Source organism: Mycolicibacterium sp. XJ1819 (assembly GCF_053483675.1).
Window position 1 is genome coordinate 60931 of sequence record NZ_JBEFST010000024.1, and the last position, 24347, is coordinate 85277.

The 24347-nt window shown below is 65.3% G+C and carries 22 protein-coding genes, 2 tRNA genes and 1 pseudogene; 11 read left to right on the forward strand and 14 right to left on the reverse strand.

Annotation, left to right across the window (positions count from 1 at the left end; genetic code table 11):
* Window position 1: 1 nt before the first annotated feature.
* The 4 genes from ABQE89_RS23245 (at window position 2) to ABQE89_RS23260 (ending at window position 4757) form a co-directional block, all read left to right on the forward strand.
* Entirely contained in the window at window positions 2–1462 is a 1461-nt protein-coding gene (locus ABQE89_RS23245) for an MCE family protein (protein ID WP_448421046.1), read from the forward strand.
* 287 nt (window positions 1463–1749) lie between these two features.
* Window positions 1750–2703: a PDR/VanB family oxidoreductase gene (locus tag ABQE89_RS23250; protein WP_448421048.1), complete on the forward strand. Its 954-nt coding sequence runs from the start codon at window positions 1750–1752 to the stop codon at window positions 2701–2703.
* 127 nt (window positions 2704–2830) lie between these two features.
* Window positions 2831–3580 carry a Zn-ribbon domain-containing OB-fold protein gene (locus ABQE89_RS23255; protein WP_448421049.1) on the forward strand — a complete coding sequence of 250 codons (750 nt, stop codon included), beginning with the start codon at window positions 2831–2833 and terminating at the stop codon, window positions 3578–3580.
* A 1-nt stretch (window position 3581) separates the two neighbouring features.
* Entirely contained in the window at window positions 3582–4757 is a 1176-nt protein-coding gene (locus tag ABQE89_RS23260) for a thiolase C-terminal domain-containing protein (RefSeq protein ID WP_448421051.1), read from the forward strand.
* 54 nt (window positions 4758–4811) lie between these two features.
* Here the strand turns inward: ABQE89_RS23260 and ABQE89_RS23265 are convergent, their stop codons facing one another.
* The 5 genes from ABQE89_RS23265 to ABQE89_RS23285 form a co-directional block, all read right to left on the reverse strand.
* Window positions 4812–5021, reverse strand: a complete 210-nt coding sequence (locus tag ABQE89_RS23265; protein WP_069405162.1) for a ferredoxin — start codon at window positions 5019–5021, stop codon at window positions 4812–4814.
* A 25-nt stretch (window positions 5022–5046) separates the two neighbouring features.
* On the reverse strand, window positions 5047–6303 hold the full coding sequence (locus ABQE89_RS23270) for a cytochrome P450 (protein ID WP_069405163.1): 1257 nt from the start codon (window positions 6301–6303) through the stop codon (window positions 5047–5049).
* Between the two features lie 202 nt (window positions 6304–6505).
* The gene (locus tag ABQE89_RS23275) at window positions 6506–7960 is read right to left on the reverse strand and encodes an aldehyde dehydrogenase (protein ID WP_069405164.1); all 1455 of its coding nucleotides are present in this window, start codon (window positions 7958–7960) and stop codon (window positions 6506–6508) included.
* Between the two features lie 8 nt (window positions 7961–7968).
* Complete coding sequence (locus ABQE89_RS23280; protein ID WP_069405165.1) at window positions 7969–8793, reverse strand: mycofactocin-coupled SDR family oxidoreductase; 825 nt, start codon at window positions 8791–8793, stop codon at window positions 7969–7971.
* Window positions 8794–9024: 231 nt separating this feature from the next.
* Window positions 9025–9690, reverse strand: a complete 666-nt coding sequence (locus ABQE89_RS23285; protein ID WP_069405166.1) for a TetR/AcrR family transcriptional regulator — start codon at window positions 9688–9690, stop codon at window positions 9025–9027.
* A 194-nt stretch (window positions 9691–9884) separates the two neighbouring features.
* Between ABQE89_RS23285 and ABQE89_RS23290 the strand changes: the two genes are divergently transcribed.
* The 4 genes from ABQE89_RS23290 (at window position 9885) to ABQE89_RS23305 (ending at window position 14835) form a co-directional block, all read left to right on the forward strand.
* A complete protein-coding gene (locus ABQE89_RS23290; RefSeq protein WP_069405167.1) occupies window positions 9885–11165 on the forward strand; it encodes an aromatic ring-hydroxylating oxygenase subunit alpha in 1281 nt (426 codons plus the stop codon).
* Window positions 11166–11280: 115 nt separating this feature from the next.
* On the forward strand, window positions 11281–12798 hold the full coding sequence (locus ABQE89_RS23295) for a class I adenylate-forming enzyme family protein (protein ID WP_448421056.1): 1518 nt from the start codon (window positions 11281–11283) through the stop codon (window positions 12796–12798).
* Window positions 12799–12814: 16 nt separating this feature from the next.
* A complete protein-coding gene (locus tag ABQE89_RS23300; protein WP_448421058.1) occupies window positions 12815–13843 on the forward strand; it encodes a phosphotransferase family protein in 1029 nt (342 codons plus the stop codon).
* Window positions 13840–14835 (forward strand): DUF7064 domain-containing protein, encoded by a 996-nt coding sequence (locus tag ABQE89_RS23305; protein WP_448421060.1) that lies wholly within the window; start codon window positions 13840–13842, stop codon window positions 14833–14835. Before ABQE89_RS23300 ends, ABQE89_RS23305 begins: the two co-directional genes overlap by 4 nt.
* 31 nt (window positions 14836–14866) lie before the next feature.
* On the opposite strand, the gene ABQE89_RS23310 is transcribed toward ABQE89_RS23305, so the two are convergent.
* Together ABQE89_RS23310 and ABQE89_RS23315 are read right to left on the reverse strand one after the other, a co-directional pair.
* Entirely contained in the window at window positions 14867–16324 is a 1458-nt protein-coding gene (locus tag ABQE89_RS23310; protein WP_069405171.1) for an aldehyde dehydrogenase, read from the reverse strand.
* Window positions 16321–18723 (reverse strand): CaiB/BaiF CoA-transferase family protein, encoded by a 2403-nt coding sequence (locus tag ABQE89_RS23315; protein WP_069405176.1) that lies wholly within the window; start codon window positions 18721–18723, stop codon window positions 16321–16323. Before ABQE89_RS23315 ends, ABQE89_RS23310 begins: the two co-directional genes overlap by 4 nt.
* A gap of 602 nt (window positions 18724–19325) precedes the next feature.
* Between ABQE89_RS23315 and ABQE89_RS23320 the strand changes: the two genes are divergently transcribed.
* Window positions 19326–19871: a cupin domain-containing protein gene (locus tag ABQE89_RS23320; RefSeq protein ID WP_448421062.1), complete on the forward strand. Its 546-nt coding sequence runs from the start codon at window positions 19326–19328 to the stop codon at window positions 19869–19871.
* 6 nt (window positions 19872–19877) lie between these two features.
* Here ABQE89_RS23320 and ABQE89_RS23325 read toward each other — a convergent pair whose 3' ends face one another.
* The 5 genes from ABQE89_RS23325 to ABQE89_RS23345 form a co-directional block, all read right to left on the reverse strand.
* Window positions 19878–20291 (reverse strand): MmcQ/YjbR family DNA-binding protein, encoded by a 414-nt coding sequence (locus tag ABQE89_RS23325; RefSeq protein WP_069405172.1) that lies wholly within the window; start codon window positions 20289–20291, stop codon window positions 19878–19880.
* Window positions 20284–20787, reverse strand: coding sequence for a metallophosphoesterase family protein (locus ABQE89_RS23330; protein ID WP_448421064.1), 504 nt, complete (start codon window positions 20785–20787; stop codon window positions 20284–20286). Before ABQE89_RS23330 ends, ABQE89_RS23325 begins: the two co-directional genes overlap by 8 nt.
* A 9-nt stretch (window positions 20788–20796) precedes the next feature.
* Complete coding sequence (locus tag ABQE89_RS23335; RefSeq protein ID WP_448421066.1) at window positions 20797–21807, reverse strand: prenyltransferase; 1011 nt, start codon at window positions 21805–21807, stop codon at window positions 20797–20799.
* Between the two features lie 35 nt (window positions 21808–21842).
* Window positions 21843–21915: transfer RNA gene (locus ABQE89_RS23340), tRNA-Arg, on the reverse strand.
* A gap of 15 nt (window positions 21916–21930) precedes the next feature.
* Window positions 21931–22022, reverse strand: a tRNA-Ser gene (locus ABQE89_RS23345).
* Between the two features lie 83 nt (window positions 22023–22105).
* On the opposite strand from ABQE89_RS23345, the gene hisC reads away from it, so the two are divergent.
* Both hisC and ABQE89_RS23355 read left to right on the forward strand, forming a co-directional pair.
* Window positions 22106–23161, forward strand: coding sequence for a histidinol-phosphate transaminase (hisC, locus tag ABQE89_RS23350; protein ID WP_448421068.1), 1056 nt, complete (start codon window positions 22106–22108; stop codon window positions 23159–23161).
* Window positions 23158–23631 (forward strand): DUF4334 domain-containing protein, encoded by a 474-nt coding sequence (locus ABQE89_RS23355; RefSeq protein WP_448421070.1) that lies wholly within the window; start codon window positions 23158–23160, stop codon window positions 23629–23631. The genes hisC and ABQE89_RS23355 overlap by 4 nt, the downstream gene beginning before the upstream one ends.
* Here ABQE89_RS23355 and ABQE89_RS23360 read toward each other — a convergent pair.
* A complete protein-coding gene (locus ABQE89_RS23360) occupies window positions 23628–24209 on the reverse strand; it encodes a TIGR03086 family metal-binding protein (RefSeq protein ID WP_448421072.1) in 582 nt (193 codons plus the stop codon). The two genes, ABQE89_RS23355 and ABQE89_RS23360, sit on opposite strands and share 4 nt — an antisense overlap.
* A 14-nt stretch (window positions 24210–24223) precedes the next feature.
* Window positions 24224–24347 (reverse strand): annotated as a pseudogene (locus ABQE89_RS23365) (IS110 family transposase); the annotation flags it as partial.

A 24347-nucleotide genomic window follows, 5' to 3' on the forward strand; every position in this document is an offset into this window, starting at 1 on the left:
CATGCGCCTGAACAAGTGGATCAAGATTCAGCTGGCGATCTTCGCTGCGGTGGCCACCGTCGCCGGTGCGGTGATGATCTTCGGTTACATCAAAGTGCCCACCATGCTGGGCGTCGGCCGCTACACCGTGACGATTCAACTGCCGCAGGCGGGCGGTCTGTACGAGACCGCCAACGTCACCTATCGCGGTACCAAGGTCGGCCGGGTCACCGCTGTTCGCCTGACGCCCAACGGTGTCGATGCCGTGCTGTCGCTGCGTTCGGATGTGGCGATCCCCACCGACCTCGAGGCCGAGGTTCACAGCACCTCGGCAATCGGCGAGCAGTATGTGGCGTTGGTGCCACGCGGAGCCGCCGCTCCGCTGAAGAACGGTGATGTCATCGGCATCGACAACACGTCGGTACCGCCGGATATCGGTGGTTTGCTCGACGCAGCCAACCGCGGGCTTCTGGCCATACCAAAAGACAACCTCAAGACGGTGATCGATGAAAGCTACACGGCGGTAGGTGGTCTAGGTCCAGATATCTCCCGAGTCGTCGACGGTTCCACACAACTGGCGATCGATGCGCGTGAGAGTTTGGATCCGTTGATCAACCTCATCGATCACTCCAAGCCACTTCTCGACTCCCAAGCTCACTCGGCGGACTCCATCGACACGTGGGCGGCCAAAATGGCCGCTCTCACCGCGCAGGTGAAGTCCGAAGACGGCGCTGTCCGAGGCCTCATTCGACACGGCAGCAATGCCGCCGATGAGGCGCGTCAGCTGGTGGATCGATTGCAGCCCAGCGTGCCGGTGCTGATGTCCAACCTCGCGGGAATCGGCCACCTGGCACTGACGTACCACCCCGGCATCGAGCAGTTGCTCGTTCTGGTGCCGATGGGGGTGCAGGCCATGCAGGCCGGCACGGTGGCCAACCGCGATACCAAACATCCCGGCGAGGTCCTGTCGTTCAACTTGAATATCAACCTGCCACCGCCGTGCACCACCGGATACCTTCCGGCGCAACAGCAACGCACGCCCTCGTTGACCGATACCCCTGATCGACCCGCCGACGCCCTGTACTGCCGTATCCCCCAGGACTCCTGGAACGCAGTCCGCGGCGCACGCAACTTGCCGTGCATGACCAAGCCCGGCAAGCGCGCCCCTACCGCGAAGATGTGCAACAGCGATAAGGAGTACGAGCCGCTCAACGACGGGTTCAACTGGAAAGGCGACCCCAACGCGACGTTGTCGGGTCAAGACATCCCCCAGGCCCCGCCCGGGCCCGCGCCAGCAGCGAACCCCGCACCGAACGCGCCGCCGGTACTTCCCGAGCCGGAATCACCGATCGCGACAGCGACCTATGACCCCGGTACGGGCACCTATTTGGGACCGGACGGACGCGTCTACAAACAATCCGATCTGGCGCCGAACAGCGGAAAGAAGACCTGGCAGAGCATGCTGACGCCGCCGTCGGGCTAGTCGGTGAAGATAGACCTCCGACTCGTTTTCCGGCGTGAAAGCCACCCTCCCCTGGCGATTTTGGTCGCGTCGCGAGTCGCGCCGCGAAGCATCGCATGCCGAGCGCAGCCCGCCTCGGTCGGCAGTGATCACCTTCGGGCGTTGACCACCCCTCACCGCCTGGGGTCGCTCGCGGTTCACGTGCCGCTCCCGACAGAACGGGGCGCCCTCAGCGCTGGATTTATCTATAGGATATAGATTAATATCTTGTTGACAGGATCCGAGCGGATAGTGAGGCGTAGCTTCTCATGCAGTCGAACGAGCGGCAGCTCCAGCTGACGATCGCAAAGAAGGACTACGTCGCTGAATCAGTTGCGCACTTCGTCCTCATCGACCCCACGGGCATCGACCTGCCTGAGTGGACTGCAGGGGCACACATCGACCTGGTTTTAGCGGATGACGTTCTCCGCCAGTACTCGCTGTGCGGGGATCCGCGCGACAGGTCGCGTTACGAAATCGCGGTGTTGCGTGAGCCGGCCGGTCGTGGCGGTTCTGCCCGCGTGCACGACTCCTTGCACGAGGACGACACGGTCACCGTGCGGGGGCCGCGAAACCACTTCCCACTCGTGGACGCCGAACGCTATTTGTTCATCGCCGGCGGAATCGGCATCACGCCAATCCTGCCGATGGTGCGGACCGTGCACGCCTCGGGGCGGCCGTGGCGACTGCTCTACGGCGGGCGGTCGCGATCATCGATGGCGTTCCGAAACGAATTGACAAGCGGTTACGGCGAACATGTCTGTGTGTGGCCGCAGGACGAGTTCGGTCTGATCGACCTTGGGAAGGAGCTCGGCACACCCGTCACCGATACAGCCGTATACGGGTGCGGCCCGGAGTCACTGCTCACCGCGTTGCAGGAGCGGTGTGCGGCATGGCCTGCCGGGACGCTGTACGTCGAACGCTTCCGCGCCGCAGCTCACGACACTCGCGACCAATCCGCGTTCGAGATCGAGTTGGCGAAGAGCGGGCAGACACTCGATGTCCCCGCGAATCGCACCGTGGTGGACGTCCTTCACGAGGCGGGGATCGACGTGCCCGTCTCGTGCCGGGAAGGCACGTGCGGCACCTGCGAGACGCGCGTGCTCGACGGCGTTCCAGATCATCGCGACGCGGTCCTGACCGAGGAGGAGCGGGCGTGCAACGACTGCATGTTCGTGTGCGTATCACGAAGCCTGACGCCACGATTGCGGCTCGACTTATGAGAGAACCCGTCAGTCGTCGCGTTCCAGATGCGGCACGGTACCTAAGACGCCTAGGTAATAGCCGGCGTGCCTGCACGCAGAACCACGCAGCCTGTCGAACCGACGGATAACCACTGTGGAGGGAAGAGTGTTTCCAGGAGTTCCGCCCGACCTCGTCGAGATCGTCGAACGGCACGGCAGCAACGTCGCAGCCGGTGACAACACGGCGATCCTCGCCGATTTCCGTGCAGATCGGGTCGCACAGCTGATCGCATCGGCGTCCTTGCCGCGCCGTCTCGTGTCCTCGGAACTGGTCGACCTGAAACCTCAGGATGACGGCTTGTTCGCCGCCCTCATCCGGTACACCGCGTCGGACGGGTCACGGACCGTGCTGCGCTCGCGCTGGACCCGGCTACCGGAGGGCTGGCGAGTCACCCAGGTCCGGAACATGCCCGCTACGCCGCCGAGGATGAGCAGCGCCGGTCCCGCTGAGGATGGTCATGACGCGCCGCACTGGGAAGGCTTGCGTAACGGGGAACTACGAATGCCACAGTGCCGCGATTGCGCGAACTGGATCTGGCCATATCGCCCGATCTGCGCCCGCTGCCACAGCTTTGAGGTGTCGTGGAAAGCGGTCGAGCCGACCGGACTGGTGTACTCCTGGACTCGAACGTGGCATCCGTTCGCACCGGAATTCTCCGGGCACCTGCCGTTCGTGACCGTGCTGGCCGAATTGCCCCTGGCGGCTGGTCGACGCTTGCTCGGCGTGCTGCTCGACGCCGACGGTGTGGATCCGCGGCTCGGACAACGAGTCGAGGCCGAGATCGAGGTAGCGCCTGAGGGCGGCTGGCCAGTGCTGCGCTGGCGATTGAGCGCGAGCCGGCAGGGAAGGGACTGAAATGGCTGCAACACAAGGGTCGCGGGGTGCCGCGGCGGTCGTCGGCATTGCCAGCCCGCCTTACCACAAACGAGGGACCAGCCCCGAGTCCGCGCTGACGCTCGTCCTCAAGGCGATCCTCGCCGCGTGTGCTGATGCCGGCGCAGACCCCCGCGGCATCGACGGATTCGTCTCCTACGCCAACGACCTCAACGAAGGCCTCGCGGTCGGCGCCGCGTTGGGTGTGCGCGAGATGCGCTGGTCCAGCATGGTCTGGGGCGGCGGAGGAGGCGGCGTCGCCGCCGCGATCAACCAGGCGGCCGCCGCCGTCGTCACCGGGCAAGCCGAGTGCATCGCGGTGTACCGCGGTATCACCGAGGCCGACGATGGGAGGCAGAGCTACGGCAAGGGTCACTTCCCGCCGCTGCTCACCGCGCACGGCATCGTCACGCCTGCGCAGATCTGTGCGTTGCGCACACAGCGGATGCTGCAGGCGGAGGGCGTACCGCGCTCTGCCATGGAGGCGCTGGCCGAGGTGTCCTACCTGCACGCCCAACAGAATCCGGACGCCATCGCGTACGACAAGCCGCTCACCCCCGACGTTTACGCGGACGCGCGCTGGGTCGCAGAACCCTTGCGGCTCTACGACTGTTCGCGTGAGAACGACGGCGCGAGCGCCCTGCTCGTGGTAGCGACGCAACGCGCGAAAGATTTCGCCCGGCCCCCCGCTTATGTGCTCGCTGGAGTGCAGGGCGCCGGTCCGAACTGGAGCGAGCAGCTGGAGAACGACGAGCCTTACAGCAGCGCCGGTTTCCATCCGGCCATGGTGTCGCGACTGTGGGAAGCCGCCGGGGTCAGTGCGGGCGAGGTTGACGTCGCGCAGGTGTACGAGAACTTCACCGGGCCCGCAGTCGCCGCCATGATCGACCTCGGGCTATGCCCATCAGGTGCCGCGGCGGGTGAGTTCATGACGGTGGACAACCTACGCGCTCCCGACGGGCGACTGCCGGTCAACACATCGGGCGGAAACATCGCGGACGGGTTCGTGCATGGGATCGGGCTGGCCGTCGAGGCGGTACGGCAGATCCGAGGTACCTCGGCAAACCAGGTCGACACCCCCGACGTCTCCCTGCTGCTCGGTGGTCCGATGGCGCCACTGGTGAGCGCGACCGTGTTGGGCTCCGCGGCGACGCTGTGAAGCGGCTGCGGCGCTGCGCTTGTCACCGACCGCCAGCCCGCTGCGAAGCCTGGATCAGCTCGGTTGCACAGGTTCCAGGGCCAGCGCCCGTTCCGGGCACAGCTCGACGATCCGGCGGGCCACGTCGAGCCGGCTCACCGGCACCGGATCGACCAGAATGACCGGATCTCCTTGCTCGTCGGACCCGACGAGATCCGGGGCGGTGCCATAGCAGAGCCCGTGCCCGGCGCAGTACCGACGGTCCACCGTGAGTCGCTGAAACATTCCCGCTCCTTTCGTTCGGCGCGGGTCAGCCCGCGGCAACGGGCGTGAACAGCAACGGCATTCGCGCGAATCCCCGCACCTGGCTGGGCACCACAACCGGCGGGTCCTGTGGGTCCAGCCGGTAGTCGCGAATCCGCGCGTGCAACTCCTCGCACGCCGTAGTCAGCATCTGTCGGGCCAGGTGCGACCCCAGGCAGCGATGCGGCCCGGACCCGAACGCGAGGTGCCGGTTGGGAGTTCGCGTGACGTCCAGTCGGTTCGGTTCGGCGAACTCCGCCGCGTCCCGGTTCGCCGCGCACAACAACATGAGCAGCTGGTCTCCCTCCCGCACCCGCACGCCACCGATCTCGACGTCGCGCAGGGCCCGGCGACCCATCGAGATTGCGGCTTCATAGCGGAGGACCTCCTCGACCGCGACGGGGATGGCTGTCGGATCGCTGATGATCCGGCCGCGTTCCTCGGGGTTCTGCGACAGGTGCAGCATCATCCAGCACAGTGAGCCCTGGGTCGTGTGCAGACCCGCCATGAGCAGTAGGAAGAACATCCGGGCAAGCTCGTCGTCGGTGAGCGGCCGCTCGACGCTATCGGCGTCGAGGACCTCTGTACTGATAATCGCGTTCGTGACGTCGGCGGATGAGGCGTCACCGGACTGCATCGCGGCCCGACGCTCGGCGATGACGTTCATGAAGTAGCCGAACATGCCGAAGACGGCTTCGGTGCGCGATTCCACCGCCTGTTCGGGTGTGTCTCCCGGTCGCCCGTTCAACGCGATCTCGGTGGCTTCGGTGAAGCGGTGTGCGTGCTCCAGCGGCCAGCCCATCAGCGCCAGGAACACGCGGGTCGGCAACTCGTGGGCGAACCGCTCGACGAACTCCACCCGACCGTCCGCCTGAAAGGAGGTGATAAGCTCGACGACGATCTCGCGGATTTGCGGCTCGAGCGCCTTCATCCGGCTCGGGTTGAACAGCGGCTGCAGAGCCCGTCGGAACGATGTGTGCTCCGGTGGGTCCAAATCGATTGGGAGAAGCCTGCCCTGGCTCGAGTTGACCAGGTTGGTTGGGTAGCTGGAGAACGTCTCGGGGTCGCGCAGGATGGTGTGCACAAGCTCGTACGAGGTGACGAGCCAGTGTCCGCCGTGCGCGGTCGACCACACCAACGGTCCGATTTCGGCCAGCGCGGCGGTCGTCTCCTGCATTCGGTCGATCGGCATGGTGACCGAGGGGTCATAGACGTCGAAATCCACGACGAGGTCCGGGTCGAGATCAGCCATCGTGGTCCCCATGGGTCGCTCCTGTTCGGTCGGCGGTCACGCGCAACACGACAAACGACGACGAGTGTGCCGTCCACCGCGAGATAAAACTAACATACATAGTTTAATCCTGGAATACCCGGCAGCAGGCCAGCTTTGATCGTATCGGCGACTCGCTCTCATGCTGTACCAACGGTCGTTGAGTACACGCAGCCGACGCGGGACGCATTGGCGGTCATAGGAATGGCGCAATCGTGTCCTCGGTGAGGTTGACCGTCTTGAGCTCGTAGTACGACTCGACCGCCTGGGGGCCGGTATCGCGACCGATGCCAGAGCTCTTCACCCCACCGAATGGCGCCTCAGGGTTGTATGTGAAGGAATTGACGCTGAATGTCCCGGTCCGAACCCGGTGGGCGACCTCGGCGGCGCGGCCCGGGTCGGTGGTGAATACGGCGCCATGCAACCCATAGTCTGAATCGTTCGCGATCGCGACCGCTTCGTCCACGGTGTCATAGCACAGCACGCACGCCACCGGACCGAAGATTTCCTCCTGAGCGATGCGCATCCCACCGTGCACGCCGACGAACACCGCGGGCTGAATGAACGCTCCCCGCTCGAACCCGTCCGGGATCTGGCCGCCGGTCGCCAGCGTCGCGCCCTCACTCCGGCCGATCTCGAGGTAGCCGAGCACCCGCTCGCGCTGGCGCGTCGACACGAGCGGACCCATGGTCGTCTGCGGGTCGAAAGGGTCGCCCACCACAAACGATTCCGCCGTGGCCACTAGTGCACCGACGATCTCGTCGTATCGGCCGCGGGGGACAAGCACCCGGCTGTAGGAAGCACACACCTGGCCCGTATTGAAGAACGATCCGGTGGCCAGGCCCGTCATCGTCGTTTCGAGATCGGCGTCGTCAAGCACGATCGCCGCGGACTTGCCACCAAGTTCCAGCTGTACCCGTGCGAACCTCGTCGCGCAGTGCCGTCCGATCTCACGGCCGACCGCGGTCGAGCCCGTGAAGCTCACCTTGTCCACGTCGGGATGTGCGACCAGCGCTCGCCCGGCGTCAGCGTCTCCGGTGACGTAGTTGAACACCCCGCGCGGAAGCCCCGCGTCGACGAGCGCCTCAGCCAAAAGGTATCCGTCCAACGGTGTTTCAGGCGCGGGCTTGAAAACCATGCTGCATCCGGCCACGAGAGCGGGCCAGATCTTTGCCACGGCCATGTTGAACGGGCCGTTCCACGGCGCGATCGAAGCGACGACCCCCACCGGCTCCCTCAGCACCGCCGCCGGGCCGCACGATGTGCGCAGTACCTCGGTGGCGGGAATTCTCTGCGCGGTGTCGAGGAAGTATCTCCCCACCCCCAGCGCCCCGGGAATCTGGACACCCGCGTACGTGATCGGCAGGCCCATTTCCGAGGTGACGAGCGCAGCGATCTCGGCGCTGCGGGGCATGAGCAGGTCGAGGGCGCGATCGAGCACTGCCGCCCGCTCATCGACTGATGCGTTTCGCCATTCGCCCAGGTGAAGCGAACGGCGCGCCGCCTGAACCGCACGGTCGACATCCTCCGCGTCAGCGTCCGGCGCCTGCCCGATCACCTCGCCGGTGCTGGGCGACACAACCGGAATGCGGACCGCGGACACAGGTGTGCGCCACACGCCATCGATCAATAGTTCGCCACGAAGATCCACGGCAGTCCTTAGCGGTTGAGGTAGCCGGCGTCGACCGGAAACGTCACACCGGTGACGTATCGAGCCTCGTCCGAAGCGAGATAGACGAGCGCGTTGCTCACATCGACCGGTTCGACAAGCTCGACCGGCATCGGATTCTGGTAGTTCGGGCTTCCCGCGATCTCAGGGAACTCCTCGCAGAATGCTCCGTACGGCTCGTTGACGATCATCGGCGTGTTCACCCCCGTCGGATGCACCGTGTTCACTCGGATCGAGTGCTTCGCCAGCTGCGAGGCATACAGCCGCATCAGCCCGACGACGCCATGCTTGGCGGCCGAGTACGCGGCCGTGCCCGGCGCCGTATTGAGCCCGATGCTCGACAGGCCGGCCGCCGAGCTGGTAATCAGGATGGATCCGCCTTGCCCCCGTTCGATCATCGCGGGCAAGCAGACCTCCACGGTCTGCCACACGCCAGTCAGCATGGTGTCGATCACGTCGAACCATGCCTGTCGCTGTTCGCCCTCGTTGATCACCGGCATGATTCCGGCGTTGGGCAGCACCGTGTCAATGTGTCCGAACTCCCGGATCCCCGCCGCGTAAGCCGCCTGCAATGCCGCGCGGTCCCGCACATCGGCCACCTTCGCCACGATGCGAGCACCGAGAGACTCGACCAGAGCGACGGTCTCGTCGAGGTCATCGGCGGTAGCCATCGGGTAGAAGACGGTCGGGATCTGCTGGCAGATGTCGATCGCGACGATCGAGGCGCCCTCCTCCGCGAATCGGACGGCGTGCGAGCGGCCCTGTCCGCGGGCGGCCCCGGTGATGAACGCGACCTTGCCCTCGAGTCGACCCATGCCAGAGCTCCTTCCATCCGGACGGCCGGGCCGGTCGGCGATCACCACCGGCGCGTCATCGTGGGTGCCCCGCGAGCCTATGGCCTTTAGGTAAATCTGTCTAGGGAAGGGCCCCAAAGCGGCGACACTCCACCGAATTTGGACCGATAGACGCGTGTTCGCCAACGTCAACACGTGCGCTGGTCGACGGACGCCCGCCTCTCGAAGCGTCGCCCAGTCCGAGGCTGCGGGTCAGGCACCCGGGACAGCCCGGGCGTCCTGAGCAGCAACGGGGGAGATGAAGCCCAACGACGCGACGCCGAGCAGGTAACTGCGGACCGTTCTCTCGAAGATCTGCTTCGACGTCAGACGGTTGGCGTCGCTGGCGGCGGTGAGAACGGGGTGGCGTCCCGGATCGGCGTGTTCGAAGCGGAACCGCCAGCGCGAGACGGAGTCCATCGCCTCGGCGATGGCCGATCCCAGGGTGAGTTTCTCCAGGCCGTCGAGGATCTGGGCGAGAAGCGGCATCGGCACTCCGCACTCGACCAGGTACACCGCGGCATCCTCGTAGATGTCGGTGAGCAGTTCACGTGGCATGTGGCGCAGAAGGATCGGCGCTGCCTGGCGGTGCCGGAGCACCGCTTCGCGGACGTTCATCGCAAGTTGCGTGAACCACGGAAACCAGTCGGGCTGCGCAGGTTTGCGAGGGACAACCGTCTTGGCAACGACCGCCCGGGCCACGGCCGCGAGAACCTCGTCCTTGTCGCTGAAGTGGTAGTAGAGCGAGGGTGCCTTCACGTGGAGCTCCCGCGCCAGTCGAGGGAGGCTCAGCGCGTCAAGACCCTCCGCATCGATCAGGGCGAGGGCCGCCTTGACCGTCGCCTCGCGGCTGATCAGCGGCTTGCTTGGCCGTGCCATCCCGATCCTCCTTGGCCCGTGCTGATTCCGATGTTCTCAACCATCTCCCGTTAGATTCTCGCACACTTGGTGGCGATGGGCCCCGTGCTGCGCGAGCGCTTGACGCCGTCCCCACGTCCCACGTATAACGAAAGCCATTAGATAAAATCGGTGTGGCCGCCCCGGAAAATGCGGGTCGAGCGCTACCTTCAGTGATGATTGAGGTAATGATGCGTCCGGAGACCGAGCTCGATCTGCTTCGTCGGCTTCGTCAGCTCGTCCTCGACAAGACGACGACCTACCTTGACGACCTGTGGCTTGTTCCTGTCGACCACTACACGGATGCAGAGCGGGGCCAGCGCGAGCTGACCGAGCTGCTGCGCCGGGAGCCGGTGCTTGCTGCGCGGAGCTCCGACCTTGCGAGCCCCGGTAGCTACCTGGCGGTCACCCTCCTGGGAGTCCGGTTGCTGTTGGTGCGTCAGCCGGACGGAAGCGTCAGGGCGATGGGTAACGCCTGTAGGCACCGGGGCGCCCAACTCGTCGAGGACGGCGGCTGCGGTGTCGCCAACACGTTCGTCTGCCCTTACCACGGCTGGCGGTACGGACAGGACGGTCGACTCTCGCGTGTCCCACACCATTTCGACAGCTTCGTCCCGATGGAGAAACGCATGTGGGGGTTGGTGGATTACCCCGTGGCGGAGCGGCACGGCTTCATCTGGGCGGTGCCGTCACCGGGCGGGCAGATGCCCGACCTCGGCGAGCGGCTGGGTGCGCTCGACGCTGAGTTCGATGCACACCGGCTCGCCGAATGGCGCCTTGTGCGGCACGAGACCTTCGATGAGGCGATGAACTGGAAGGTCGTCGCGGACGGGATCCTCGACCCGTACCACCCGGAGTTCGTGCACCCGGAGACAGTCGGGCGATACATCAACAACAACGTGTATGTCTTCGACACCTTCTCGGCGGCCGCGGCCCGGCTGGTGATGAGCAAACGAAGCATCGTCTCGGCCGACCTCGACACCGTGGCCGACAACCCGTCGAAATACCTGTTCCCCAATTACCTACTCCTGCCGAATACCTTCCTGGTATTTCAAAGCAGGCACTTCGAGGTCTGGACCATCGAACCGCACCCGTCAGGGGACCCTCAGCGTTCCCTCACGCACATCCGCATCCTGACTGGCCCCGATATGTTCGCCTCCGAGGAGGAACACGACTCCTACGTCGAGGAGAACTGGCAGCGGTTCCTCCAAGTCGGATACACCGAGGACTGGGGGGTGGCCCGACGAGTGCAGAAGGGCGTCGATAACCATTCCTTCACCGACACCATCGTCGGTCGAAACGAGGCTCCGCTGCATTTCTTCCACACCTACATCGGTGACCGGCTCGGTGACGGACAAAGCGGCCTCCGGCCACTCGGAGACGGTCCTGCCCCGTCGGACATGACAGCTGACGCCGTCGATGCCCGCAGCGCTTCCACGCGGACCGCTACGCCATGACCCGAATCTCGCGCGGCACCCGCTGTCACGCCCCGCATTACCTAATGTCGGTAGCTATGTCGGTAGCTTTCGATGGCGGCGCGCTTGTTGTCGCCGAGGGTCGGGAACGTCGTCGATGAGTGCGACGATCGGGTCCGCCCTGTCGTGGTGGGCGCGGACCAAACCCACCACCCCGGCGTTCGTGTTCGATGACACCACCCTGGATTGGGCTACCGTCGAACACTGGTCGAGCCGCATTGCCGAAGATCTGCGCAGCAGCGGCGTCGTCACTGGCGACCGGGTCGGCCTCATCGGCCGCAACAGCCCGGTATGGCCCGTCGCGGCCCTCGGGGTGATGAAGGCCGGCGCGGTTCTGGTCCCGTTGAACAACCGCTTCACGCCCACCGAGCTTCGCAAAGTACTGGACGACGCCGGTGCCGCGGTTGTGATCGCGGACGATACGCTGACCGAGATCGTCACCGAGACCAGCGACATGGGTGCACCGCTGAACTTGGTGTCCTTCCACACCATCGAGGAACTCCGCGATGGCGGGGTGAGCACCTTCCGGGTCGACCGGGAAGAGCACGAGCCCACGGCGATCATCTTCACCAGCGGGTCGACCGGGCGGTCGAAGGGTGTCGTGTTCACCAACCGCAGCCTGCTGAACATCGTGTTCGAGGCATCACTGGTGGAGGAGGGGTTCCACAGTGGATCAACCTCGATCGTTCTGGTGCAACTCGCGTTCCTGCCCGGGCTGATCTTCGGCGTACTGATGTCCACCGTGCTGGGAGGGACCCTGGTCATTGAGCGCGAGCTGGTGCCATCCCGGGCAGTTCGGCTGATCGAGGAACACCGCGTTGAGGCCCTCTTCGGGGTGCCGTTGCTGTACCAGCAGATGGCATCGACCCCGGAATTCGCCGCGGCCGACCTGTCGTCGATCAGGACGGCCATCGTCGGCGGAGCACCGGTGCCCGTGCCGCTGCTACAGCGGTGGGCCGAGAAGGAGGTAGCGCTTCGCCAGATCTACGGCATGACCGAGGCGGGCGGCACGGCCACCGCCACCCTGGCCCACGAGTTCCGCGAGCACCCGGACAGCTGCGGGATCGGAAACGTGTTCACCGACGTCAAAGTCGTCCGGGCCGACGGAACCGACGCGGCGGTAGGCGAGACCGGTGAGCTGGTGGTACGCGGCCCCTGCGTCGCGCCCGGCTACTGGGACGCGTCCGAAATCGACGACGAGACGTTCCGGGATGGCTGGTTGCACACCGGCGACCTGGGCACCGTCGACGAACAGGGCCGCATCACCTTCGTGGACCGGATGAAGGACGTCATCATCACGGGCGGCATCAACGTCTCGCCCGTCGAGCTGGAGCAGGTGGTGGGTGCGATCGACGGCGTCGTGGAGTGCGCGGTCATCGCCGCCCCCGACCCGAAGTTCGGCGAAACCCCCGCCGCCATCGTGCACGCGAGGGACGGGGTGACCGAGACGGTGATCATCGCGGAGTGCGCAAAGGCCTTGGCGGATTACAAGGTTCCCCGCTACGTCGTGTTAGCGCAGGAACCGCTGCCCCGGCTGGCCACCGGCAAGATCTCGAAAGTCGCGATCCGGACCCAGTACCTGCACCTCGCCGAACAGTTCCCCCGGGTCCGCTGAGAAGAGAAGGGCTGACGTGCACCATCAACTCACCGCCCACGAGGCCTCACCCGCCCTGCGGCAGTGGATTTTCGAGGTCACCGATCTCGAAGACCTGCGGTTCAGTCGTCCAGAACCGATCGGCCGTTCCCGCAACATCTGGATCGTGTCCGGACGCAACAGCACAGGTGACAGCGTCGAATACGTCGCGCGCCAGGAGACCGGCCGTGGCACGTTCACAGGCACCGCGTTCACCCTCCGCCGGGAAGCCGCCATCCTCACCGCACTGCAGGGTAGTGCCGTCCCAACGCCGGACGTCGCGGCGGTTTCCGAGGACGGCAACACGATCCTCATCACACGGCTGCCCGGCACCGCGGCGTTCGAGTTCGTCGACGACGTTGCCCGTGCGCGGACGATCGACAACTTCATCGCCGCCATCGTCGAACTCCATGAGATCGATCCTGCCGTGCTCGGCACCGAACTGGAACAGCCGACCACCGTCGCCGAACACGCTCTCTTGGACCTGCGACACCACCAGCGCTCCTTCGAAATTTTCGGATCCGGCGAACCTGTCCTGCGGCGGGCGTTTGACTGGCTCCACCAATACATCCCGGCACATGTGCAGCGCACGGCGTTGCTGCAGGGCGATACCGGGCCCGGCAACTTCCTGCATCTCGACACCGAGATCACCGGACTGATCGATTGGGAGGCCAGTCACGTAGGCGACCCGATGGACGATCTGGCCTGGATCTGGTTCCGCAAGTGCTTCCTGCGAAAAGACGACGATCTCGTCGAATGGTATGCCCGATATGCGCGGGTCTCCGGGCTCCGAATCGACTACGACAGCATCTGCTACTACCGGGTGCTGGTTCTCGTGCGCGCAGCGGTCGCGACGATCGTGCGCAGTGCCCATAACCCGGGTGTCGAGGATCCCAAACCTGCCCGCATGACCCGCTTGGTGGAGGCGGTACTGCGCGATCCCTACGGCCGGGGTGGTGCCACCGACGCCTTGGCGCCCATCATCACCACCGAGGACCGGAACAGACTCGAGGAGCTGTCACCATGAGCCTGGATATCAGCGCAGACTTCCAAGCGGCCCCGACTGAAGACCACGTCAACCACCCGCCCACCGAATCTGTGTGGTTTCAGGAAAGCAGCCTCTTCACCATCTGCGATCCGGGCTCCGGCGTCCTGGGCTATTACCGCATCGGAATCCACCCCAACCTCGGGCAAGCAAACGCGTACCTGTTCACCTCGGCGGAACCGCTCGACCTGTTGGACCGGAGCTTCGTCGCGGGCAGATCGATCCCCGATGCACCCGTCAACGACTGTCAGGTCGACCGGCTGCAATTCGAGGTGATCGAGCCGATGCGGCGCTACCGCATCCGGGCGACCCACCCCACATATCAGCTGGCGGTCGAGTGGACGCCGTTCTTCTGGCCGATCTCGGTTCATTCAGCCGTGGGAACGGTGGGCTTCGCCCGAGGACACTACAACTCCATCGGTCGTGCCGTCGGCAGCGTGGAAAGCGACCGGGGCGTTGTCGAGATCGACGCCTTCGGTTACATGGACCACAGCTGGGGTGAGCGAAAGAACCACTTCCCAGCCTCGAAGTGGATTTTCGCCTGCGCGGACCAAAACAACTTCGTGCAGGCCTTCCCCGTTCTGGCGGCCGACGGCCAAACGCGAAACATCATCGGCTACGCCGCGCGGGACGGCCGGCTGCGCAAGCTCGACAACGAGTACTCGACCGGCTACTCAATCCGCGACGACTGGCTGACGCCGAGTGCCTGTGACGCCGAACTACGGGACGAGGACGGTCGGGTGTTCAGGCTCACCGGCCGGACACAAGGTCCGGAGGGCATCTATCCATTCCTTCACGGCAAGTTCTGCGTGCACGCCCTGGCCGGTTTCACCCTGGACGGCCGCCCAGCCAAAGGCCTGCTTGAGAATTCGCCGCCGCGGGCCATGCCGACGCACATCGTGGACCATTACGGTATCGACCCCTCCGGGATGTGGTTCACCGCACCGGACGCGGTCGGCCTCGCGCAGAGGTGAACAGGACGCAGCGTGGTCGGTGACGAACCGCCTATCGCGCGATCGGGCCGGCGCAGTACATCGACTTGGTGATTCGGTAGGCCTGGAGACCCTCGGGGCCGAGTTCGCGTCCCAACCCACTGGATTTGACTCCGCCGAAGGGTGATCGGATGTCGAGTTGGTAGTGATTGATTCCGACCGAGCCGGTGTGCATGGCCCGTGCGACGTCGCGGGCGCGAGCATCATTCTGTGACCAGACGGTGCCAGCGAGACCGAATTCCGTGTCGTTGGCGAGTTGGATCGCCTCGGCTTCGTCGCCGTATGGGGTGATCGTCACGACAGGCCCGAAGATCTCTTCCCTGGCAAGGCGATTCTGGTTGTCGACGTCGGCGAAGACGGTGGGCGCGACGAACCATCCGCGCGGCTGATCGGAGGGAACCGATCCGCCGGCGATCAGGCGCGCCTCTGATTCACGCCCAATCTCGATGTACTCCAGCACCGTGTCGCGCTGGCGTGCGCTAACTAGTGGTCCGATCTCAGTGTCGTCGTGGAGAGGATCCCCGACCTTCATACCGTTTGCTAAATCACCTATCGCACCGATGAATTCAGCGTATCGCAAATGCGGGACAAGGATGCGTGCGCTGAGATGACAGGTTTGGCCGTTGTTCGCGAACGAGACCGTGCGCAGGCCCGCGATCGTCGCTTCGAGGTCGGCGTCGTCGAGGACCACGGCTGCGGACTTCCCGCCGAGTTCGAGGGTGACCGGTTTGATCAACCGGCCGCATTCGGCGCCAATCAGCCTGCCGGCATTCGTGGATCCGGTAAAAGCGACTTTGTCGATGCCCGGGTGGGTGACCAGATGCGCCCCCGCCGCTGCATCGCCAGGCACAATGTTCAGTACGCCCGCCGGTAGTTCTGCGTCCGCCGCGGCTTCGGCGAAGATGAGCGCGTCCAGTGCGGTCTCGGGGGCGGCTTTGAGCACGACGGGGCAGCCGGCGGCCAGCGCGGGGGCGATCTTCATGATCGCGATGGACTGTGGATAGTTCCACGGTGTGATCGCTCCGACCACGCCCACCGGTTCGCGGCGCACAATGGTGTGGCCCACCAGTGCCGACCGGATTTCCTCGGGATTCCACTCCTTGATCATCTTTGCGTAGTAGGCAACGAGCGCACCCGGGAAAACGCCGTTTACCGGTCGCGACAGGGTGATCGGCATGCCGTTCTCACGGCAGACCAGCGTGGCGGTATCCGCAGCGCGCGAGCGCAATGCTGCGGCGAAGCGGTTGAGTGCCGCGGCACGTTCTGCCGGCGGGGCGGTCCTCCACTGTTCGGCCGGACGCTCGTGGGCCGCGGCGACTGCGTCGTCGATGTCAGATTCGGTTGCGCACGGGCCGTCGGCGAGGAGTTGTCCGGTAGCGGCCTCGGTCACTGGGATTGTCTTCAAGGCGGGACGGAAAGCCCCGCCGATGAAGAGTCGAGCGGTGTCAGCAGCTGTGGGCGATTGAGTCATGCCGGCTGTTCCTCGTCGGTGGGGGTGGGCCGTTTCGCGGCGAAAAGCACGCCGTCAGAGATCAGACGGTCCAGTTCTGAGCTATCCATGTCGAGCCGTCGCTGACACACCTCAACGGTGTTCTCCCCGAGCAGCGGGGCGGGGCGCAGATCGACCGGCCGTATGTGGCGGTACTTTGCCGGACCGGTTTCGGTCGGCAGGGCTACGTCGAACAGCGGATGCGTCATCTCGGAATAGAGGCGGCGGGCACGTACCTGTGGCTCATCGAGGATGTCGGTTCCGCGCAGCATGGGCGCAGCCGCCACGCCTCCGCGTTGCAGCGAATCCGCCAGGGCAGTGGCGTCGAATCGCCCTGTGAAATCAGCCAGCAACGCCTTCATCCGGGTCTGGTGCTGCCAGCGATCCGACATCGAGGCGAAGTGCGGTTCCTCCGCAAGCTCGCACGCGCCGAGTGCTGTCGTCACCGTGTTCCAGTCATCGTCGGAAGCGATCGTCACGACGCACCATTCGTCATCCCCAGCACATGGATAGACACCGCGCAAAGTGAGGTCTTCGACAACCGCGGTTCCTGCGTTGCGAGCCCAAGCCGTCGCGTAGAGCACACCGAGTTGACTGATCGCGGTCTCGGCTTGCGATATGTGGATGTGTGCGCCGCGGCTGGTGCTGCGGCGTCGGATCAATACGGCCAACGTTGCAATCGCTGCCAGGCGAGCGACGACGTGATCCGGGTAGACGGTGACCGCGTCGGAGAACGGGTATTGCGAGTCCGGGTCGGCGGGGTCTTCCGTGGCCCACAGCTGGGTTATGCCGGTAGATGCGCGCACCAGCGGTCCATATCCGAGCCGGGTGCTCCAGGGACCAACGTCGCCATATGCGCTGCTCTCAGTCAGGATGACGCACGGATTGATTTGCTGCAGCGCCTCAAACGAAAAGCCAAGGGAAGTCAGCGTTCCCGGTTTGAAGTTGGCGAAGATCATGTCAGCCTGGCTCACCAGCCGGCTGAACACGTCGCCTCCGCCCTTGGCTCGCATGTCCAACCCAAGTGACAATTGATTACGGTGCGTCCACGCAAACGATTCACTCATCATCTGGCCCGGCCGCGCCTGCCGCAGCCCGTCAGGGTACGTCGGGCTTTCGATCTTGATGACTTCTGCGCCCATATCGGCAAATAGTCGGCCCAGTTCACCACCGGCGACGATGACGCCTAGGTCGAGCACTGTCAGACCGCTCAGCGGTCGCGACGGTTGGTCTGCGGAAAGCATCGCTCGCGGCCGTTCTGTCCATGTGGACGCAGCATTTCCGGGCTGCGGCGCCAGCCAACGAACGCCGGCGCGGGTGCCGTCGATGACCGTGCATCCGTCGGGGACGGTGATGGTCGTGCCGTCGGCCATATCGACATCGGTCCACGCTGATACGGAAATGAAATGCTCACATGACGCGACGTCCGCCGGTGCAAGAATCGCCGCCACAGGCACTCCCCGTGAGGCACCCTGGGCGACTAATTCTTCTCCCGGCTGCGAGGCGAACAGTTCAGCGATCAGTATCCGAAGCCGAGGGAAGTCGATCGCGCGAGCGCTGATGCTGTCGTATTTGGGGTCCTGAAACTCCGTCGGCTCTCCCAGCCAGGAGCGCATCGCGCGCCACTGTCGTGGCGCGAGGATGCAGATCCTGACCCAGCCGTCGCGGCAGGAAAAGATTGGGTAGGCATCCTGGTTATTAGGTCGGCCGCGGCGGGCCGTGCTGAGTCCGCGCGCCGCAGCGGCTTGCCCCTGGGCGCCGAACGGCGGATCGAGTGCTTGAAGAACCGCCTCGTAGCGTGAGAAGTCGATGTAGTCGCCCCGGCCGGTCCGCAACCGTTGGTAATACGCGACGAGCACTGCCCAAGCCGCTTGAGCGGCAGCGGTGGATGAGGCAAGACCGTTCGGCGGCAAGATCGGTGGCCCGCCGGGCGCCCCGGATCGCGAGAGCACCGAAGACATCGCCACCAGCACAGGATCATCGGCCAACCAATCCGCGCGAGGCCCGTCTTGGCCGAAGTCGGTCATCGACATCACGACGAGGTGTTCGAACCGATCCGACAGCTCCATGCCAGACAGCCCAAATAGAGTGGACTGGTCGCGTTTTCCGCTATCAACGACGATGTCGGCGTCGGCAACCAATGCGAGGAAACGCTGCCGATCGTCCTCGCATACAGGATCGAATATGACACTGCGCTTATTCGCGTTGTGCAACGCGAAGCCGACAGTGTTGCCGTTGATCGACGGGAGACTGAGGCGCTCAGGTGATCCTTCGGGCGGTTCAACCTTGACGACGTCGGCGCCGAGGTCTGCCAGCAAGCGCGTGGTCTGAGCATCCTCCCCCGAAGTGATGTCGACGATTCTCAGGCCATTCAATGGCATTTCCACCGATGCCCAGGTCACAACGTCTCCCTTCGAAATGGGGGCGGGTCATCACACTCACATCGAGCCGTCGCGTTCCAAAACCAGCCCCAGGTCGTCTGCGACGGTGCCCGCTCTCGGCCGACCCGACAGTTTCGGCATTCGACTCCGAGCCGCGTACATGACGACCGCGGGAACACCGCACCGACGCCACAGGAGCGAGATCTCCGAACACAGTAGGCACACCTGTGCGTTGACGTAAATACCTTATACCATTAGTTTTAGATTAGGCCGCAGTTCCGCCTAGCTCTGTAGTAGCGAGATTGGATCCTGCGCTGGGCCTGGGCTGGTCCGAATACCAATGGCGCGTTTATCTAGCGATGCTAGTCCGGGCGACGCTACGCCACGGTTTGCCAAACCGAATGCATCAACTTTGGTGCGGTACTGGTTGAGACAGTTATGCGATCGGTCATGAGTGAGGCCAGCGTGCCATGGCTATGCGAGCCAGAGCCGGACGGTCATCGTCCTCGATGTCGGGATCAGCTTCCACTACGATGACCGCGGTCGGCGGTTTCTGTTCCATGTCGACACAATATGCATCCGGTGGATGGTTCACTGCACCAATGGACATACGCCGAGTGGTCACCGGACACGACGCCGCAGGAAAGTCGGTATTCGTCAGCGACGACACAGTGCAGCCCGCTCGCCCGGCGTTGATGCCTGGCGCCGAGTTCCATCAGTTGTGGGGCAGCGACACGGCGCCAGAGTTTCCCGACGACGGCTCGATGCCGCAGTGGCACAGTTACTTTCCGCCCATCGGTGGCTTTCGCTTCGCGATGCTCACGCTGCCGCCGTCGGGCGGTTCCTCCGAAGCCCGGGCGGTGGACATGGAGAAGGCGCTCGCCGAGATCGAGGACCTGCTGCCCGGGATGCTCGGGTACATGGATCCCTCGGATCCCGGCATGCACACCACCGACACGATCGACTTCGAGGTGGTGTTGGAGGGCACCGTCGTCCTCGAACTCGACGACGGCGCCGAGGTGACGCTGCGGCCGGGCGACACCGTCGTACAGAACGGCACCCGGCACCGCTGGCGCAACCCCGGTGACACCCCCGCGCGGATGGCGGTGTTCATCTGCGGCGCCGAGCACGCCAGCGTGACCCGCTGACCCTCCCTATCCCCCGTGTTCCGCCAGCCAGCGTTCGGCGCGCCGGTTGGATGCGCGCGACAACCAGGCGTCCTGGATGAGTTCGGTCAGCTCGACACGGCCGATCTCGCCTAATCGGCTGGCGCGCACCAGAACCGACAGATGCCCGTCGAAGCGGTCGGTGGTGAAGAACGGTGAGTTCGGGTCCTGGACCAACGCCAGCTTGTCGGCCTCCGACTCCACCCAGATCATGATCACGTCGGGGTAGCGTTCACCGGTCTGCGGATCCTCGGCGTCGGGCTGCGGGGTGCGGAAGAACACGAACGACTTGCCGCCGACCTGGTAGATCGCGTTACCCTTCGGCCCTTCGATTCGGGTGGTGTGCGGCATGCCCGCGGCGATGTCGTGGACGTCAGCGACGCGGGCGGGCCGGTCACGCATGACGCTCGAGCGGGTGCACCAGCACATCGGACAGCGCCCCGTTGGCGACGTTTGCGGTCATGTAGGTGCAGAACGGTTGGCGCCGACGATCGGTGGGTGAGCCCGGGTTCAGCAGGCGCAGCCCGGTTTTCGCGGTGGTGTCCCACGGGATGTGGCTGTGGCCGAACACCAGCACATCGGTGTCGGGGTACTGCTTTGCCATCCGCGCTTCGCGGCCGGTCGCGGCGCCGGTCTCGTGCACGACGGTGAAGCGCAGCCCGCCGAGGGTGACGTCGACGCGTTCGGGCAGCCGACGGCGCAATTCGGCGCCGTCGTTGTTACCCCAGCACGCCACCAGATGCTTGGCCCGTTTCTCGAGCTTGTCGAGCAGCGAAGCCGCCACCCAGTCGCCGGCGTGCAGCACGACGTCGGTCTTCGACACTTCGTCCCACACGGTCTCGGGCAGATCGCGGGCCCGCTTGGGAACATGAGTATCTGCGATCAGCAGGAGCCGCACGCCTCCAAGCTAGACGACGCGAAGCACGGCGCCGATCGCGAGGCCGACGACCAGCAGCGCACCGGCCAACCGCACGTGCACCCATGCCAGCGCGGCGTACCACAGCGGCCACACCGGGAAGTTGGGCGGCGGCTCGTCGGGCGGCGGGCGCCGGAAGTATGGCCACAGCTTGACCAGACGGGGCAGGGCGAGCAGGACCAGCAGCGCCGGCCACGGCATCGCGCCGAGTGCCACCGCGACGGCGACCAGAACGTAGAAGCCCACGAGCATCGCGAGGGTGGTGCTGCGGGCGCGGGTGGCGCCGAGCATGACGGGCAGGGTGCGGATGCCGCGGGGTTCGTCGTAGGGGATCTTGTCGATGTGCTTGCCCATCAACACGGTGGTGCACAGCAGGCCGTAGGGGATGGCGGCCAGCACGATGTCCCATCCGACGGAGCCGACAGCCGAGTAGTAGGTTCCGCAGACCATCAGCGGGCCCCACACGATCAGCACGTCGGGTTCACCGAGACCGCGTTTCTTCAGACGCAGGGGCGGCGCGGTGTAGGCGACGCTGAGCACGAAGCCGGCCAGCCCGAATGCCAGCACCGGCCAGCCGCGCGCCCAGGTGAGCACGACCAGGATCGCGAGGTCGGCGACGTTCACCGCGAGGATCGACAGCACCAGGGTGCGCTTGCTGACCAGTCCGGACAGCACCGGGTGCGGGGCGTACAGCGCCCGCGGATAGGTGGCCTCGTCCAGGCCGGTGCTGGTGTCGTAGAGGTCGTTCATCAGGTTGTTGGCGATGTGCGCCAGCACGATCCCGACGATGGCCAGGGTGAGCCACCGCCAGTCCAGACCCGGCTCGCCGACCGCGAGCAGCGCCGCGACCAGGCCCGCGAACAGGGTCATCGGCAACACCGCGGCGCGGGTGACCACCAGCCAACGGGTGACGAAGTCGACCGGCCCGTCCGGCGGCGGGTTGGTGGTCCGTAGCGCGTACAACCAGGAACTCACCCGCGAGCGCGATCTCACCTCGGCCATCCGTCGATGGTAGGCGGGCGGTGTCTGACGAAGAGCGCGCCCGAAGGGATTCGAACCCCTAACCTTCTGATCCGTAGTCAGATGCTCTATCCGTTGAGCTACGGGCGCTTGTGTTCAATTGTGTGGCGGAGGCGAGAGGATTTGAACCTCCGGTCCGCTTTGAGGCGGACAACTCATTAGCAGTGAGCCCCATTCGGCCGCTCTGGCACGCCTCCTGACGTTTACCGCCGATCCGACAGCGTACACATCGGTCCCGGTGGGGGGCAAAGCGCAGGTGACCGCCCCATAGACTGACCGGGTGACTGCCCGTCTGCGCCCCGAGTTGGCCGACCTTCCGGCCTACACCCCCGGCAAGACGGTGCCCGGCGCGATCAAGATCGCCAGCAACGAGACCGTGCACGGGCCGCTGCCCAGCGTGCGCGCCGCAATCGAGAAGGCCACCGACACCATCAACCGCTATCCGGACAACGGATACGTCGCACTCAGGGAACGCCTGGGCGAGCACGTCGGCTTCTCCCCCGAGCACATCTCGGTGGGCTGCGGATCGGTGAGCCTGTGCCAACAGTTGATCCAGATCACCTCCACCGTCGGCGACGAGGTGCTCTACGGCTGGCGCAGCTTCGAGATCTACCCGCTGCAGGTGCGCACCGCGGGCGCCACCGGGGTCCAGGTGCCGCTGTCCGACCACACCCACGATCTGGACGCGATGCTCGCCGCGATCACCGACCGCACCCGGTTGATCTTCGTCTGCAATCCGAACAACCCGACCAGCACCGTCGTCGACCCCGACGACCTGGCCCGGTTCGTCGCGGCCGTGCCGTCGGACATCCTGATCGCCATCGACGAGGCCTACGTCGAGTACATCCGCGACGACCTGCTTCCGGACAGTTTCGGCCTGGTCCGGGCTCATCCGAACGTGATTGTGCTGAGGACTTTTTCGAAGGCATACGGCCTTGCCGGGCTGCGGGTCGGCTACGCGGTCGGCGATCCGGACATCATCACCGCGCTGGGCAAGGTCTACGTTCCGTTCACCGCGACCAGCGTGTCGCAGGCCGCCGCCATCGCCTCGCTGGACGCGGCCGACGAGCTGTTGGCCCGCACCGACGCCGTCGTCGCCGAGCGCACCCGGGTGACCGAGGCCCTTCGCGACGCGGGCTATCCGGTGCCCCGCTCACAAGCCAACTTCGTCTGGCTGCCCCTGCCGGGCCGCGCACAGGAGTACACGCGAGCGGCCGCGGACAGCCGGATTATCGTGCGTCCTTACGGGGAGGACGGGGTGCGCGTCACCGTCGCGGCCCCGCACGAGAACGAGGCGTTCCTCGAGTTCGCCCGACGCTGGACAGGAGATTCATGACCGAGGCACGCAAGAAGTTCGCCGAGTTCAAGGAGCGCACCGAGCAGATCGACGACGCCGAACTCGACGACTTCTGGGCGAGGCTACGCCCGGCCACCATCGCATTCATGATCGGCGAGTGGGCAGGCGGCGAGTTCAACACCGGGCACCGCGCCAACGGTTTCCTCAAGCGGCTCAACTGGTTCGGTAAGACCTTCAACTCGGCCACCGACGCCAAGCCGCTGGTGTGCCTGGACGCCGACGGCAACAAGTTCTCCAACACCGAGGCGATGGGCGGTGAGGCCACCCTGTGGTTGGAGGAGTTCCGCGGCGAGGTGACGGCCACCATGGTCTACGACGCCAAGCCCGTGCACGACCATTTCAAGGTCATCGACGACAACGCGGTGCTGGGCATCATGAACGGCAAGGGCGCCCTGGACTCCCGGTCCGGGACCGACCGGCACCTGTATTTCTATCTCGAGCGCGTCTAGGCCGGCCTCCGGCCGGTGAACGCGAGCAACCGGTCGAGTGGCGTCGCGTCGGCGGGCACCTCGACGGGTGCGTCGAAGCCGGCGGTGCCGCGGCCCTGCGGCGTGATGATCCTGTGCGTCAAGCTCAGTACGTAGTCGCTCAGTGAGTCGGGCGCAGTCACGTCGCGCCCGACCGCCGAGGCGTAATCCCAAGCGTGCACCAGGAATTCGATCGACAGGATGCCGACCATCACCTTGGCCGGCACGTCGTTGCCCGCGAAGCGCACCGTTCCGTCCAACCCGCGGCGATGCCAGGCGTCCAGTGCGCTGCGCGCCGCCACCACGACTTGGTGCTCGACGGGGTCGTCGGGGTTTCGATCGGCAAACTCGGCGCCGGCCATCCCGCCGATCGTGGTGATCGAGTTCAACAGGTGGTCGGTCAGCGAGGCCACGTCGAACTCCCGGCACGGGGTCTGCTTGGCCAGATCGTCGGCGGCGACACCGTGCAACACGTGCTGCAGGACTGCCAACGACTTCTCTGCGCTGCGCAGTTCGTCGGTCGGCGGTGATTCGGGTCCGGGCCGCAGGTCGTCGGTCATGAGTTTCTCCTATGTCAAGCCGCCGCCAGTTGGCGAGGCTTTTGGCGGTTGTTGTGGTCGGTGAGGAGGTGGTTGAAGACGACGCGGGCCAGACGGCGTTTGAGACAGCGCAGGGCTTCGGGCCTGGAGTCCCCCTCG

Coding starts and splice junctions, on each gene's coding strand:
- ABQE89_RS23285 (WP_069405166.1), bottom strand. CDS start 9,690: ATGGCACGGCCAAGCAAGCCGCTGATCAGCCGCGAGGCGACGGTCAAG.
- ABQE89_RS23265 (WP_069405162.1), bottom strand. CDS start 5,021: ATGTTTCAGCGACTCACGGTGGACCGTCGGTACTGCGCCGGGCACGGG.
- ABQE89_RS23360 (WP_448421072.1), bottom strand. CDS start 24,209: ATGACCGACGACCTGCGGCCCGGACCCGAATCACCGCCGACCGACGAA.
- ABQE89_RS23335 (WP_448421066.1), bottom strand. CDS start 21,807: ATGGCCGAGGTGAGATCGCGCTCGCGGGTGAGTTCCTGGTTGTACGCG.
- ABQE89_RS23315 (WP_069405176.1), bottom strand. CDS start 18,723: ATGCCATTGAATGGCCTGAGAATCGTCGACATCACTTCGGGGGAGGAT.
- ABQE89_RS23280 (WP_069405165.1), bottom strand. CDS start 8,793: ATGGGTCGACTCGAGGGCAAGGTCGCGTTCATCACCGGGGCCGCCCGC.
- ABQE89_RS23320 (WP_448421062.1), top strand. CDS start 19,326: ATGGACATACGCCGAGTGGTCACCGGACACGACGCCGCAGGAAAGTCG.
- ABQE89_RS23310 (WP_069405171.1), bottom strand. CDS start 16,324: ATGACTCAATCGCCCACAGCTGCTGACACCGCTCGACTCTTCATCGGC.
- ABQE89_RS23270 (WP_069405163.1), bottom strand. CDS start 6,303: ATGGGGACCACGATGGCTGATCTCGACCCGGACCTCGTCGTGGATTTC.
- ABQE89_RS23295 (WP_448421056.1), top strand. CDS start 11,281: ATGAGTGCGACGATCGGGTCCGCCCTGTCGTGGTGGGCGCGGACCAAA.
- ABQE89_RS23325 (WP_069405172.1), bottom strand. CDS start 20,291: ATGCGTGACCGGCCCGCCCGCGTCGCTGACGTCCACGACATCGCCGCG.
- ABQE89_RS23245 (WP_448421046.1), top strand. CDS start 2: ATGCGCCTGAACAAGTGGATCAAGATTCAGCTGGCGATCTTCGCTGCG.
- ABQE89_RS23250 (WP_448421048.1), top strand. CDS start 1,750: ATGCAGTCGAACGAGCGGCAGCTCCAGCTGACGATCGCAAAGAAGGAC.
- ABQE89_RS23260 (WP_448421051.1), top strand. CDS start 3,582: ATGGCTGCAACACAAGGGTCGCGGGGTGCCGCGGCGGTCGTCGGCATT.
- ABQE89_RS23290 (WP_069405167.1), top strand. CDS start 9,885: ATGATTGAGGTAATGATGCGTCCGGAGACCGAGCTCGATCTGCTTCGT.
- ABQE89_RS23305 (WP_448421060.1), top strand. CDS start 13,840: ATGAGCCTGGATATCAGCGCAGACTTCCAAGCGGCCCCGACTGAAGAC.
- ABQE89_RS23355 (WP_448421070.1), top strand. CDS start 23,158: ATGACCGAGGCACGCAAGAAGTTCGCCGAGTTCAAGGAGCGCACCGAG.